Below are 13,434 nucleotides of genomic sequence, written 5' to 3' on the forward strand. Positions count from 1 at the left end.
GCAAACTAAGTTACACATTTACTTTGTTAAACTACTTATATATCAAGGGTTTCAAGTTTTTTTGAATAAAAAAACAATGCCCCCCTCTTTTTCTGGTATAATTGAAGTTCCCACGCACCAAAAATCCAGAAAGGAAAGTGTCATTGTGAACTCAATTATAACTCTTTTAATAGCATATAATCAAATACTACTTTTGCAAATTCAACAGTTACTCGTTTTTATTGCGAAAAATATACCTCTAAGCTCTTCTAAATACGACTCCGAAAGTCCTAAATACAACAAGTACATTATCGACAAAGCACCTATTATCAAGCATTTTGAGCATTTTGAGCATTCTGAGCGTTTTGATTACAAACAGCTTCTTTCTGAATATCGTTCCTCAAATGGTAAGGAGCTTAAACCAGTTAAGTCTCGTGGTAAAAACCCTGTCCCCGAGTCCTTTACCTGTCCTCACTGCGGAGCCCCTCACAATTACCTCTATGATAATACAGGCGGTAGAGGCCACCTTCTCTGCAAGGTTTGTGATTTTCGCTTTAGCAGGCAAAAAGCCGAATTCAAGCCTGTTGTTTTTATCTGTCCTTACTGCGGTCATACCCTCGATCTTAAAAAGAATCGCAAACATTTTAATATTCACAAATGCATAAATAAAAAGTGTTCTTTCTATCTCAAAAACCTAAAAGCCCTTTCTCCTGAAGACTTGAAAGAGTATGAAGAAGAAAAATCAAGATTCAAACTTCATTACATTTACCGTGAATTTACACTAGACTTTTTTAAAATCGATTTAAGCTCAATTCCTGATAAACTATTTTCGTTAAACTTCAGGAATTTCTCTCCCCATGTAATGGGACTTTGTCTCACTTATTATGTAAACTTGGGGCTTTCGAGCCGTAAAACATCTCAAGCTCTCTACTACATTCACGGTGTTAAAATTTCTCATGTTACTGTTAGTAAATACGCTAAAACCGCTGCTTACACAGTAAAACCGTTTGTTGATAATTTTGATTACAAGCCTTCCAATAATCTTGCAGCTGATGAAACCTATACAAAGGTTAAAGGTGTTCGTCATTATGTTTGGTTTGTCATGGATGCTATAAAAAAATCGATCCTTGGTTACCAAATTTCTTATACCCGTGACATAGCTACTTGTGTTTTAGCTATGCGAATGGCTTTTGCAAAGTTTAAAGAATTCCCGGGCAAAGCCTTAAAATTCGCTGCTGATGGATACACTACCTACAAACTTGCCCAACAGTTGTTTGCCGAAAAAGGAATGGATTTTGATCTAATCCAAGTAATCGGGCTTACAAACGATGATCCTGTTTCAACAGAGTACCGCTGGCTTAAACAAATTATTGAGCGTCTTAACCGAACCTTTAAGTTCTCCTATCAAGTCACCAATGGCTAAGGAAGTAGTGAGGGTTCAAACGCTCATGTTTCATTGTTTGTAGCATATTACAATTTCTTAAGACCTCATCCTTACACCTACTGGCAACCACTCAACTCAATCCCTGAATTAGAATCCTTGCCCAACATGCCAGCTAAGTGGCAAAAGCTAATTGAACTTTCTCAGCATCTTATTGTTTCAAAACAGACTCATTGCTCGTCTAGCACCTCGGAACTATGACGATGTCAAGGGCGAGCGGTGTTTGCTCGTTCATCGTAGGCGAAGCCGAAGACCCTTGATATCTACACTACACCCAAATCCTCTTGGCTTGGTGGTCTGTGCAACAGACCGCCTGCCTTCCGGCGAGGATGGGGTTTGGGGCAACGCCCCATTCAAGCGGGGTTCAGGGGGAATGCGTATTTCCCTTGACAGGGATTGGGACAGAGTCCCAAGGTCTTCCATTGTTTAGGTATATTTTTCACTTTTCAAGGTTCAACTCAAATGTGATATTTCTTCCGTTGTTTTTCATAGGTTAGTTAACACTACCATCTTGCTGATATTTTTCTTATATTTTAACACAATGGAAATTTGAAACAAGAGATTTTATTATTCATAAATTTTCCAGACACTAAAAAAACCGGGACAAGAACAATTAATTCTGTTTGTCCCAGCTTTATTTGCTATTATTTTTTAATATGACATAGAGTACCCTGCAACATTATAATTCTTAAAATTAAAATCTTTGCCATTGGCATTTAGAAGTGTATTGTCTCCATATAATACAAAAAAGGTTATTCCACCATCAAGCACATTAACGTTTGCATAATCCACCATGTTATCTATGCTCTTGTCATATGGATTTCTTATTTTAACTCCTATTCCATTCCTCACACCAATTTCCCATGTAGCCTTTTCCATCTCCAAATTGATTTTATCAATAATCATTTTTGTTTTCCGTTCTTTTGTTAGACTCAAGACAGAATTGGGTTCTATCTGAAAATCAGACATTACCTTGTCCTTTTTCTCAGTTACTCCATCAAAGTACACAACCCTGTCATCCTTTGCATTCATATATATAAGTTTTTTCTCAGTTCCATCATATAAGGTGGTGGTAAAAAAGTAAGGCGGTCCCCATTGATCCTCAAAAACCCCTGGAATAGTCTCAACTTTTTTTGTAAGGAAAAACTTGTCCTTTAAAATTAGTGCTTTTAATAATATGCTCTTTTTTATTTTTTCAAAATTATCCTTGTTACCTGAATTGGAGTACAACTCATCATCAAAATCACTTAAAAGTTTCTTCATATCAATATTTACTTGAGACATATCATCAATATTATAACCCTTCGAAATCCCTTCCAGATTTATCGATTGATTTTCGATATTATTGACAATAACCTTGCACGATAGGTTCAATGTCTGCTTAACCTCTTCACTGTTTGCTGTCGAATAGTTTAAATAAGCCAGCGGAACAAAAACCATTATAATTAGAAGCAGTATTATTATAACCGCCATAATTTCTCCCATATGCTCACCCCTGTGATCTAAATTTAGGAATAACTATAATATTACTTCTGATTTCTATGCGGCTGGCAACAGAATTATTGCTGAGTGTAGATAACCTCTTTTATTGTTGCACCATCATTTTCATATGAAAGCTCTCTTAAAAATTCACCGGTTTCCAATATATAATCGCTTCCTGGAACTCCTGCAGTAATTCTTTCATTATCGCTGTCACCATAAACAGTATTTGTGCTGTCATAACTGTAAATACTATATCCAAGCTTTGTTGAAACGCTGATAATTATGGGTTCATTCCTGTTTTTTATATCAGCAATTACATCATATCCCTTGACCAAATCCTTTGGCTCATTTGATATTATACAGGATTTCAGAGACTTAATTCTTGTATCCACAGCTTTGCCTGAATTACCTCCAAAAAATGTTGCATTTATCAGGCGGCCAAATAATGTAAGATCATTATCCTCAACATATATGGTAACCCTGTCACCTACGCTCAGCTTGCTGTTTAAAATGTTCATTCCACCCTGCACCCCAGTGTTTCCGCCTATTTCTTTTCTTAGATCATCACCGTCATAAAAATATGTGTCATAAACTCCTGCTTTAAGCTGCCTTTCCAGCTTTATTTTAATTCGGTAATTGCCATACTTGGATAGCGAATCGGATAAGTAAGTAAATAGCTGCGGTGTTAATATTCCTAATGTAGAAAGGCTTTCACAGACATTATAATTAATGCTGTTTACATTAATTGAAACAGATTGATGCATAAAATAAAATGATGATAACAATACCATATATGTAAGAAACATGATGATAAGAAAAGTGCCAAAAAGCTTCCCAGCCATAAAGACCTCCCTTGTTTAATTTGTGCTTGGAGACGCCTGGGCGGATGATCCCATATCAACTATTGTAAAATCAACAGTATCAATAGACCCATCTGTTTTATATGTCTTCTTCATTGAATATACCTGAGAATCTGATATCTTGTTTACATCAAAACTTCCGCTTCCTCCAATGGTCACCTTAATACCCGGCTGGTTTAGATAGGATCTTATTGTACTTCCCATTACCCTGTTTGGATCATTAACCATTTGAATCAGCTTCTGCTGCTCTGTTGTACCCTTTTCACCCATTTGCTTGACACCTTCCTGCTGAGGCAGGATTGCAAAAGCAATAAGTCCAAGTACAATAATTAGAACAATTACAGTTGCAATTATCTTATCCATAAAAACTCCTCCTTTAATTGTGTTTGATTTAGAAATGGTTATAGAATACTAACCGTTTATCTTTAATCGTTAATAAGCATTAATTTGGGCTTGATACTAAGGAATGCCAATAGTGTATTTCCTCCAAATACTTCTTATCCACCTCAAATCTATAATCTGCAGTATAAACCGATTCATAGTCAATGCCGCTGAGGTTTGTTTTCCCGCTGAAATCCACATTGTCTACATATATTTTAACTTCCGGTTTGTCAGCATAATATCTTATTGCAGAAACAACATCACTTCCTTTAACGCTGCTTTTATTTGTATCAACACCCATGGTTTGTGCCTGAACCTTGTCCATTTTATCTGCTTTATCTGCTGTAGAACCTATTATTTCAAGGTTTCCTCTAAAAAGGTTTATTACTACTACTAAAAGACCTATAATTATAACTCCTATAACCACTTCAAAAACTACCTCTTTCATTTCCTCACCTCTTTTCAGCTTAAGTTATCATTGTAATAATGCCATATATCTGCCGACAATCAGTTTTCGAAATCACTCCTTATATGCTCTGCTAAATGTAAATTAATGTTAACTTATTACATGAGCTGGCTCATATTGTACGATTTCATCCATGGAATCATGAGATACATGATCATGATTACTATTAGAATCATAAAAAACATAATGCCCAGGATATTTATAAGATCAATCCTTTTCTTTATCTTTCTTGCTACCTCTCTCTTTTCCATTTTGAATTCATTATGGATATTGAGTATAGCCTGATCAAAGTCATAGTTATTTGCCTGGTCAAGCTTTTCATAAAACAGTTTTAAATCAAGATCCTTGGTACTGCCAATAAGGTCCATATATATGGTTTTATTGTCAATATTGTTTCTCTTATTGGCATCCTGTATTTCCTGAAGCATTTCCTTATAGTATTTGGACTTTTCAATAAGCATTTCCAAAAGTTCCATGAAATCAACTGGCTTTATGGAGCCATTAACAATTATGAGCTTTTTTAAGAACCTCAACTCCTTCCTTGCATCAGCCTTGGCAAAAAAGCTTGCCAAGTAAACAAGTATTTCAGGTATAAAACAAAACAGCAAGCTGATTAGAAGTATTGAAAATATATTTATTTCCCTGTATTTGTAATAGTCATGGAGCCTGTAATAAACCTTGTTTGCAATGGTGTCCTTTGGAAGTTCCAGGCTTTCATCCGCAGCCTTTATATATAATTTAATCCTTGACTGTAATTCTTCTTTGGACGTATTAATAAGCTCATTTTTAGAGATTTGTGACAACGCTGTGTCAAGACAATTGATTTCGTATTTTAAGGCCAGTTCTTTATCATTAACCTCACCCTTATACTGATACAAAAGGTCAGAGTAATAATCGAACCTATTATAGATATCCCTGGTATAGATCCCTACATCGGTGTAGTATTTGAGGAATAAAAATACTATGGCAATGATAAACAATATAAGCTTTATTCTAAAAAGCTTTTTAACAGAAAGCCTAGAATAGCTTAAAAATGACTTGTAGCCACCATAAATTTTAGAACCTTTTTTAGGAGTAAAAATGTTAATCCGGTCTATAACTTCAATGAGAATTTCCAGGCCGTTCTGTTTCTTTTCTCCTATTTTATACTGTTTTACGTCGGTAACTGTTTTCTTGATTACTGCAAGAAATGCCAGCAAGAAAGCTAAGAAAGCAGGAACCAGAAAAAGATTTGTAGATATGTCCATAGGTAAACCTCTCAATCCGAAGTTCTTTCCAAAAACAACATCATTCCTATATAAAACATAAGAGCAATTAAAAATCCCAACTTAACACCAATCCCATATGGGCTTGAATAAAATTCTACCGACTTATCGCCTAAAGCTGTAAAGTTGAAGCGTTCCACAAACCATATTCCAGGGAGAAGAAAGATGCTTAGAAAAACATAGGTCCTTGTGGATGCACTTAAATCCTTTTGGTTTGCTATATCTATAAGTATCTCTTCTGTTGTATTTTCTATCTGCTCCTTTATCACAGTGTTTCCGCCTTTATAGTGAGCCTGTTTTATAAGGTTTAAAAGAAGAGAGACATATTCGTTCTTATATGCCCTGTCAATCATTCTGAAGGTATTGTTTATATCATACATATCATTCTTTTTAAGCACATCATAAATTTTTATCATTTCTCGCTTTACAGCTTTGTCAAAATCATTCAGTGAAACGTTAATGGCCTTTAATATGTTTCCATGGGTTATATATCTGCTGTTTATGATTTTAAAGGTCTCCGGCAGTTGATTATTAAACCTGGATCTTGCAATCATTGTGAAAATATAAAATAGTAATATCGCAAATATGATAGCCATAAATATATAGAAAAGCAGTATGTACCAGATCACGGACACTAGTGGGATGAATATTATAATGCTTAATATGACTGCTCCTAAAAACATAAAGCATGCCATAGTAGCAAATTCGAGATTTCTCTCATATGAATAGTTGTTGAACATGCCGATCTTGAAAGCTATATTTTCAGCCATTATAAGAAAGTACCTGTTTTTCTTGAGTTTTTGTGTTATCTCACGAAGTGCATAACGCTTATCCTTGTTTATGCTATAAAACTGCTTGATCTTGTATGCATTAAGCCTCTGGAACATAATCCGTATTACAAGGACCACAGCAATAAGTACAAGCAACACACATACAGCCGTGAATAAATCCATCTGGATAACATAGCCTGCAAGCCTTTTCCATCCTTCAATTATTCTTGAAATTAAGGACATATTCCGTCACCTACTTTATATAGCTTTTTCATTCTTGCATCTTGAGAAGTAATCTATAAACTCGCTGATTTCCGTTTCATTAACATACCTTCCTATCTTGGAGAAATACTCCTTTGAAGGAGGATTTAATGCAATCCAATTGTTCTTTTCCCTGTCATATTGGATAATAACGTTGTACCTATAACTTTTCTTATATATATACTTGAGAACAGCATACTGGGCCATCTTGGCAAGGTTGTACAATAGATCCTTAAACCTGCCCTCAACAACAGGTGATATAAACGTCTCCTGCTCCACATACTCTATTTCCACTATGCTGTCTACAACTATCCTGCCGTTTTCCAGCTTTGCAAGGTGCACTACAAGGTCAAGGCCCCTTGCAATATCAGCCTCTGCAACATCGCTGTTATTATACATTTCTGTTCGCATCATAAGGTTTCTAAGATTGGTAACCACCTCAAATGGGGTCTTGGAGTGAAGTGTAGCTCCCACACCTGCATTGAGCCTCAAGCTTGAATTGACAAGCTCAGCAACCTCGGCAGGCTTTGTAATTTCACCAACATATATTACATCCCTGGCCATTTTAAGCATTATCTCAAAAAGCTGGGCTATTGTCCTGTCCGGGTTTTCAATCAGTGTCAGAACATTTTTCCAGGGATACTTTTTCCTGGCCTGAAGTTCATTTTGGGTATCAAGTATACCTATGCCCCACATATCAGGCACCTTCTCCATCATAGCCAGCAGGAAAGTAGATTTTCCAACCCCCATATCCGAACCTGTAACAAAGTGGGATCCTCTCCCCTTTTGGTTCATTGTCAGGAATTTATATACAAGTTCATTAATGGTATTATAAGTGTCCCGCATCTCCTCCAGGGTTATTTTGGAAAGGTTGAATATTCTTTCATTATAATAAAGATCACCTTCAGCTGTTGCGTTAAACCCTGCAACAGTTATACGGCTGCTGTTGTCCTTTGAGGTTACAAGGGTAGGGTTGCTCTTGTCATAGTTTAGAACTGCATTTCTTGTAGTCTTCTTTTGTATATTTAATATAACATTTTCATCTTCAAACCTTAAAAACTCCAAATGCAGCTTGTTTCCTCTATAAACTATATAAACATAATCCTTGTCAATTATGCCTATTTCACTTATTTTGTGGTGCTGAAGCGAGTCTATGACATCCTGGCCATAAACATCTGCATAAATAAATATAGCTAGAAGCTTAAGCTTCTTTGTAAGGTCATACCTCTCTTTTATATAATCTTCTTCCGCCTCAGCAATTTTCCAGATTTCCTTTTCAGACACTTTAATAAACAAGTTATACTTATTAATTATTTCTGATATGTCCATGATCTCCAAAAGCATCTCAAACACTACCTGAACATTGTTGTTCCTAAGCTCGGTAAAATCTATAAACCTGTTTATGCCGTCATCATCAAGCTTATAAAGCTGTTTTAATATGATTACATACTGATTTATAATATGTGCCCTTACTTCTTTTCTCCCTAGGGCAGCTTTGTCTTTATAACCTGTATAGCGTTGTATCTCTTTCTCTGCTTCACGTCTGTCTACGTTATAAAGCCTTTGGTATTTATCTGTATCGTTTAGTATTTCATCAATTTCCTTGGAGATTTTTTTAAACTCCTCAATACTATTGACCTTCAAATTTCCCACCCCCACTATTTCCTAGACATACAAAATCATGAAATGATTTTGCATCATTGGTTGTTGTCGTGTGAAATGATAGCACAGTATGCACGTCATTTCCTTGACATTAGGAATGAAAACAACTTGCCTTGTTTTGCTCCTGAATCCTTCAATTTAATACCTGAACCATATTTTTTTAATAAAAACTCTGCCAGCAAAAGCATTTCTTCATAAACAGCAGCCGTTTTCATACCTTTATTAAGTATAAAATTTAGTACGGAATGATCATTGCATTCATTTACCATGGAAACATCGTAGCTGATGGTAAAAATTTCGCCGTCATAGCCTTTGGATTTCAATATTTCTCTGACATCAGAAGTCTTAAGATTTATATTATCCCTAAATCTGTTTAAAACATATACTATCTTGTCGGCAAACTCTTTATACATGTGGTTTCCAACCGCCATATCAACAACATTTTTATACTGGTTAAGAACCACAACGATTACATCTGATCTTTCGAAAAACCTGTGTGTAAGAAGGCTGTTCCCTGATATAGTGTCAAAAACTATTGCATCATAAATTTTTTCCGAGAAGCTTATTACCTCGTCGATTATATAACTATTTAGTTCAAAACATTCATTAGCTATAAGAATATCCAGTTCCGGGTTTATGGATTTTACACATGTATCAAAATTATCTTCCCTCAAAAGACCTGCCTCAACTAAACTTATAAGACTATCAAGGCCTTTTAAGGCATGGGTATCACTAAAATAATATTCAATGTCCTTGCTGAATTTGTTAATATCTCCAAGCAGCACCTTTCCCTTTATAAGCTTTGTGAGCATTGCGGAAAGGTTAATTGCACTTTGGGTCTGTCCCATTCCCTTTTTTGGTGCTGTTACCGATATCACCATAAGCGCCGTCTCCTCTTTATCTTTGTACTTTAATCTGTGTTTTCTGGGAATCATTCTGAGCTTTAGTATCTTTTACTTCCTGCTTCGAGCTTTGGGTGGCATTGATATTTGCAGTAGATTCCGCTGTCCTTTCTATAGGAACAATGTCAGCAACGGCTGAATCCTTTTCATCAACCTTTATAAGAGGAATTTTCTTAGATTGCACCGAATAATTAAAAGTCTTCGCGGAAGCTTTCTGGCTTTCGTCAATATAAAGCCTCGTTTCAAGATATCCCAATTTGCTGGCTAAAAGAACATCCCTGTAGCTTAATTCATCAAGAGAGAATATCAGAGTATATGAGCTTATTATTCCATCCTTGCCTTCCGACTTATAAATCTTTCGTACTTTTGTTTTAGGAACTATTACATCATAAGTACCATTTCTATAATTTACAATTAAATCAACGATGTTACCAGGCTTAACCTCTTCCGCTACAATGCTCTTTACAGCAAATTCCTTCAGCCTATCGTAATCTCCAAACCATTTTTGCTCTGTTGAAAGGCTGTCTAAAATTATCTGTTCGCCATACCTGAGATCTTCTTTTGTTATTTTGTTTTTAATCACATCAATATCAAATGCAGCATTTGAGGCAACATAATCAGTGGGTATGTCAACTATCTTTACCTTTGCCTTAATTATTTCATCCGTTAACTGGGTATACTTAGGAATCCCTTCCTTATCTGCTACAACAGCTATTCTCGTCTTTGGCATGGCTGCTACATCAACTTTAGCTCTTATATCTTTTTCCAATCTAGTTGTAAGGCCAGGTATTCTTATGTTATTAAAGTAGTAAATGGTTCCAGCCATAAGCAAAAGAGATACTGCAATAAGTAAAATGAATTTTTGATTCTTTAGCATTAAAATTCATCCCTTTCCTATGTCATTTCAAAACTTTATAATAATCCATTAATTTCTTAACATTTGTCTATCGCAAATAAAAATCTGTCTATGATGTTTAATCATACCTTAACCTCTGCCAAAAATAGATCCTACAATGCTTCCTATTTTACTTCCAAATGTTTTTTTGGGAATTATATTAAAGTGGGATAAGATATTAAGATACTCGTTAGATTGCTTTTCTACTGCATTTTTGGCATAAAAAGAATTGATATTTCTATATTTTTCCCTATCTTGCTGGTAGCTGATACTGCCTATATATTTATTACCGCCAAAAAAACTGTTTAAAATATTTTCTGGAAGGTTACACTCCTTTTTGTAATCAAAAGCAATAAGTCTGATGTTATCACCTGAAACCCCATGTTTTTCCTTCATATACAAGAAATATCCCTCAAAGTCTCTTATTACATCTATGTTTGCTGTAGCAGAAATTATGTTGAAGTCACTTTTCATTATTGCTGCTTTGCCATACAGATCATGTATCGAGCCATTTAAACACACAATGGTAATATCAAAACACCTGTATGCATATTCCATAAGCTTTTCAACATCAAGGTCCTTATACTTTTCATAATTGCTAATGTCATATGGGTCTGTGAGAACATAAATGTTGTTTAAATCCCCAGTCCTTATACAGGCCTTTTCCAGTATATCCTGGGTAAACATATTACGTTCCATTGATTCTTTTATCATGTTAAATCCGAAATTTTCATTTCTTGCTGATAAGTATTTGTCTAGCTTAGGCACAAGATTAAGATTCAAATCAAGACTGGATGTCGTGAAATCCAAATTGACAACAATTACTTTAAAATTAGTAAAATTTGTAATTGCATAGGCTGACTCAGCAGCAAACTCAGAATTTCCCAGCACATTTAGTATTAACTTCTTAAAGCTTACAGGAGAATGTCTGGCATAATCTTTTCTGCTATTCATAGCATCAATATTATTAACTTTATTTCCTTTTGCATATACTTTTTTAAGATCATTCACGAGCACAGCAACATTCAAGTATCTTTCCTCCGGATCCTGCCTCGTACACTTGCTTATGATTCTGTCTAATTCCTCCGATAAATCACTGTCAAATAACCTTATGGATTTTATCTCATATGGAGGATCATTAGGACTTTTTCCTGTGACAAGATGATATAGTGTCACTCCAAGGCTGTAAATATCTGTTCTTTCATTTGTTTGACCCGTTCCATACTGTTCGGGAGCAGCGTATCCTCTTGTTCCGATGTAAACTGTATCAAAACTGTTCTCTTCTTTATATTCACGGGCAATGCCGAAATCTATAAGTTTAATGGCTCCATCCTTTGATAATATTATATTACCCGGCTTCATATCCCTGTATATTATGGGGTTGGGCTTTTGAGAGTGTAAATATTGAAGCACATCGCAAATCTCAAGTGCATAGCTTATAACCCTATCTTCCGAATACTTTCCCCCTTTGGCAAGCTCAACATCAAGGGATGTTCCTTCTATATAATCGACGATTATGTAAATGTTATCATCATCCTCAATTATATCAAAGATTCTTGGAAGAGCAGGATGGTTCAATCTTTTTAGTATGTTAGGCTCGACCAGAATATCTATCTTGGAATTTTTATTTATCTCCTTAATAGCCCACAAGGTCCCAAGCTTAACATTTTCAGCAAGATAAACAGTACTCATACCGCCTTGCCCAAGAGGCTTTAAAATACGGTATTTTCCATCGAAAAGCCCATTATAATTCATATTTATCACCATTAATATGGAATTTTGTATGGATTAAAGAATTGGTTGGATTTGAAAATTAGTGTATGTTTTAATTATATCAAAAATTTTACCATAATTCAATCTATTAAAATTAATTTAATCTATACATTTGTCTCGATATTATTTCTATTATCGTTAAGCCTTTTGATATTTGCTCCAACCAAACCTATGATTAATTTTTAATTGTGAAATTATTATTAAATTTATTCAAAATATATTGAAAAATTCTTAAAATAAAAGTAAAATTGAATAGGTAAAAAAATACATTATATGGCAGAGGTAAAAATAATTAAATTTTATATAGATTAAGGTTGCAAAATCGCTTGCGATTTTGCTCATAGTGATATTTAAGGGGTAAAATCAAGTTATGAAAGGTAGAATGAAGTATATAGCGACAGTTTTGGTCGTTACTATATTGCTCCAGATTCAATGTTTTAACACGGTAGTAGCAAAAGAAAGAATAGCAAGTGAAGATAATAATGTAATTACAAATAATAAAATCACAAGCAGTGATACAATGATCAGGCAATTTAAAGCACCTGGTGGAAATCAGGAAAGCACATTTGAAGATAAATTTGAGGGCATAAAGGTAGAGACCGCATTACCTAAAGAGGCTATGGACTTTGTCCATAAGCTGGAACTTAAGAAAAAGCTGTGTGAAAGTCTTTTTGAAATATCTTTAAGCCAAGGAATTGGCAGCGGTATAACAAATACTTATTCAGTTGAGGAAGCTGTCGATCTAATTGTAAATAAGTTGGATAATGAGCTGGATGTTTCTAACTGCGGTGTACCTAAGGAAATGATATCTTCAGTTCTATTTAGAGAAATAATTTGCTATGACGTGTTTGATAAATATGGAGATGGAAAATGGGCTAAAACCCTGGGAATATCCCAGATAAGTGTAGACGGAGCAAGAATTAACGACCAAATATTATCAAAAAAGGAGAATAGACTTCCAAAGTATTCCAACTTTACAGATGAAGAGATGTCTGTAATGCTAAAGGATGATCTTCTGAATGTACAATTTGCTGCTGAGGCTTTGAAAGCAAGAGCTTATTTAAAAAATATTTATATAAGAACCCATAATCAGTGGGAAATAGAAGAAATCTTAGCAGAATACAATGGCTATGAAGGTCAAATTCCCTTTGTTTCACAGCTTGCAGTTAAAATCGGGCTGGATATAAGATTGCCTGAAATAGGACTTGTACAATACAAGGATACCTATGGAAAGGAAACTTACAAATACTTAGAAGCTTTTAAAGCATATTATGAGGCGTTAAAAACCGCCTCATAA

Annotated in this window: 12 protein-coding genes; 2 read left to right on the forward strand and 10 right to left on the reverse strand. The window is 34.9% G+C overall.

What is annotated here, in order from left to right:
- The first annotated feature begins 61 nt into the window (after positions 1-61).
- Entirely contained in the window at positions 62-1,402 is a 1,341-nt protein-coding gene (locus tag Bccel_RS09490) for a DDE-type integrase/transposase/recombinase (protein WP_242853238.1), read from the forward strand.
- A 669-nt stretch (positions 1,403-2,071) separates the two neighbouring features.
- On the opposite strand, the gene Bccel_RS09495 is transcribed toward Bccel_RS09490, so the two are convergent.
- From Bccel_RS09495 to Bccel_RS09540, 10 genes are all read right to left on the reverse strand, one after another.
- The gene (locus Bccel_RS09495; protein ID WP_036946814.1) at positions 2,072-2,905 is read right to left on the reverse strand and encodes a hypothetical protein; all 834 of its coding nucleotides are present in this window, start codon (positions 2,903-2,905) and stop codon (positions 2,072-2,074) included.
- 74 nt (positions 2,906-2,979) lie between these two features.
- Positions 2,980-3,744, reverse strand: a complete 765-nt coding sequence (locus tag Bccel_RS09500; RefSeq protein WP_036946817.1) for a hypothetical protein — start codon at positions 3,742-3,744, stop codon at positions 2,980-2,982.
- Positions 3,745-3,759: 15 nt separating this feature from the next.
- The gene (locus tag Bccel_RS09505; protein WP_036946820.1) at positions 3,760-4,125 is read right to left on the reverse strand and encodes a hypothetical protein; all 366 of its coding nucleotides are present in this window, start codon (positions 4,123-4,125) and stop codon (positions 3,760-3,762) included.
- A 79-nt stretch (positions 4,126-4,204) separates the two neighbouring features.
- On the reverse strand, positions 4,205-4,591 hold the full coding sequence (locus Bccel_RS09510) for a hypothetical protein (protein WP_036946823.1): 387 nt from the start codon (positions 4,589-4,591) through the stop codon (positions 4,205-4,207).
- Positions 4,592-4,707: 116 nt separating this feature from the next.
- Positions 4,708-5,856: a hypothetical protein gene (locus Bccel_RS09515; protein ID WP_036946826.1), complete on the reverse strand. Its 1,149-nt coding sequence runs from the start codon at positions 5,854-5,856 to the stop codon at positions 4,708-4,710.
- Between the two features lie 11 nt (positions 5,857-5,867).
- Positions 5,868-6,887, reverse strand: coding sequence for a hypothetical protein (locus Bccel_RS09520; RefSeq protein WP_036946829.1), 1,020 nt, complete (start codon positions 6,885-6,887; stop codon positions 5,868-5,870).
- A gap of 15 nt (positions 6,888-6,902) precedes the next feature.
- Entirely contained in the window at positions 6,903-8,549 is a 1,647-nt protein-coding gene (locus tag Bccel_RS09525; protein WP_036946832.1) for an ATPase, T2SS/T4P/T4SS family, read from the reverse strand.
- Positions 8,550-8,644: 95 nt separating this feature from the next.
- Positions 8,645-9,448, reverse strand: coding sequence for a CpaE/TadZ family protein (locus Bccel_RS09530; protein WP_036946835.1), 804 nt, complete (start codon positions 9,446-9,448; stop codon positions 8,645-8,647).
- Between the two features lie 16 nt (positions 9,449-9,464).
- Positions 9,465-10,346, reverse strand: a complete 882-nt coding sequence (locus Bccel_RS09535; RefSeq protein ID WP_036946838.1) for a CpaB family protein — start codon at positions 10,344-10,346, stop codon at positions 9,465-9,467.
- A gap of 108 nt (positions 10,347-10,454) precedes the next feature.
- Entirely contained in the window at positions 10,455-12,119 is a 1,665-nt protein-coding gene (locus Bccel_RS09540) for a serine/threonine-protein kinase (protein WP_050753325.1), read from the reverse strand.
- A 388-nt stretch (positions 12,120-12,507) separates the two neighbouring features.
- Between Bccel_RS09540 and Bccel_RS09545 the strand changes: the two genes are divergently transcribed.
- Entirely contained in the window at positions 12,508-13,434 is a 927-nt protein-coding gene (locus Bccel_RS09545) for a hypothetical protein (RefSeq protein ID WP_036946841.1), read from the forward strand.

This window comes from Pseudobacteroides cellulosolvens ATCC 35603 = DSM 2933, from assembly GCF_001262605.1.
In the GTDB taxonomy this organism is placed as follows: Bacteria; Bacillota; Clostridia; order Acetivibrionales; family DSM-2933; genus Pseudobacteroides; species Pseudobacteroides cellulosolvens.

Excerpts from the sequence above, each read along its gene's own strand:
- Bccel_RS09505 (WP_036946820.1), bottom strand. The coding sequence starts at position 4,125 with ATGGATAAGATAATTGCAACTGTAATTGTTCTAATTATTGTACTTGGA.
- Bccel_RS09520 (WP_036946829.1), bottom strand. The coding sequence starts at position 6,887 with ATGTCCTTAATTTCAAGAATAATTGAAGGATGGAAAAGGCTTGCAGGC.
- Bccel_RS09545 (WP_036946841.1), top strand. The coding sequence starts at position 12,508 with ATGAAAGGTAGAATGAAGTATATAGCGACAGTTTTGGTCGTTACTATA.
- Bccel_RS09540 (WP_050753325.1), bottom strand. The coding sequence starts at position 12,119 with ATGAATTATAATGGGCTTTTCGATGGAAAATACCGTATTTTAAAGCCT.
- Bccel_RS09510 (WP_036946823.1), bottom strand. The coding sequence starts at position 4,591 with ATGAAAGAGGTAGTTTTTGAAGTGGTTATAGGAGTTATAATTATAGGT.
- Bccel_RS09515 (WP_036946826.1), bottom strand. The coding sequence starts at position 5,856 with ATGGACATATCTACAAATCTTTTTCTGGTTCCTGCTTTCTTAGCTTTC.
- Bccel_RS09500 (WP_036946817.1), bottom strand. The coding sequence starts at position 3,744 with ATGGCTGGGAAGCTTTTTGGCACTTTTCTTATCATCATGTTTCTTACA.
- Bccel_RS09495 (WP_036946814.1), bottom strand. The coding sequence starts at position 2,905 with ATGGGAGAAATTATGGCGGTTATAATAATACTGCTTCTAATTATAATG.
- Bccel_RS09535 (WP_036946838.1), bottom strand. The coding sequence starts at position 10,346 with ATGCTAAAGAATCAAAAATTCATTTTACTTATTGCAGTATCTCTTTTG.
- Bccel_RS09530 (WP_036946835.1), bottom strand. The coding sequence starts at position 9,448 with ATGGTGATATCGGTAACAGCACCAAAAAAGGGAATGGGACAGACCCAA.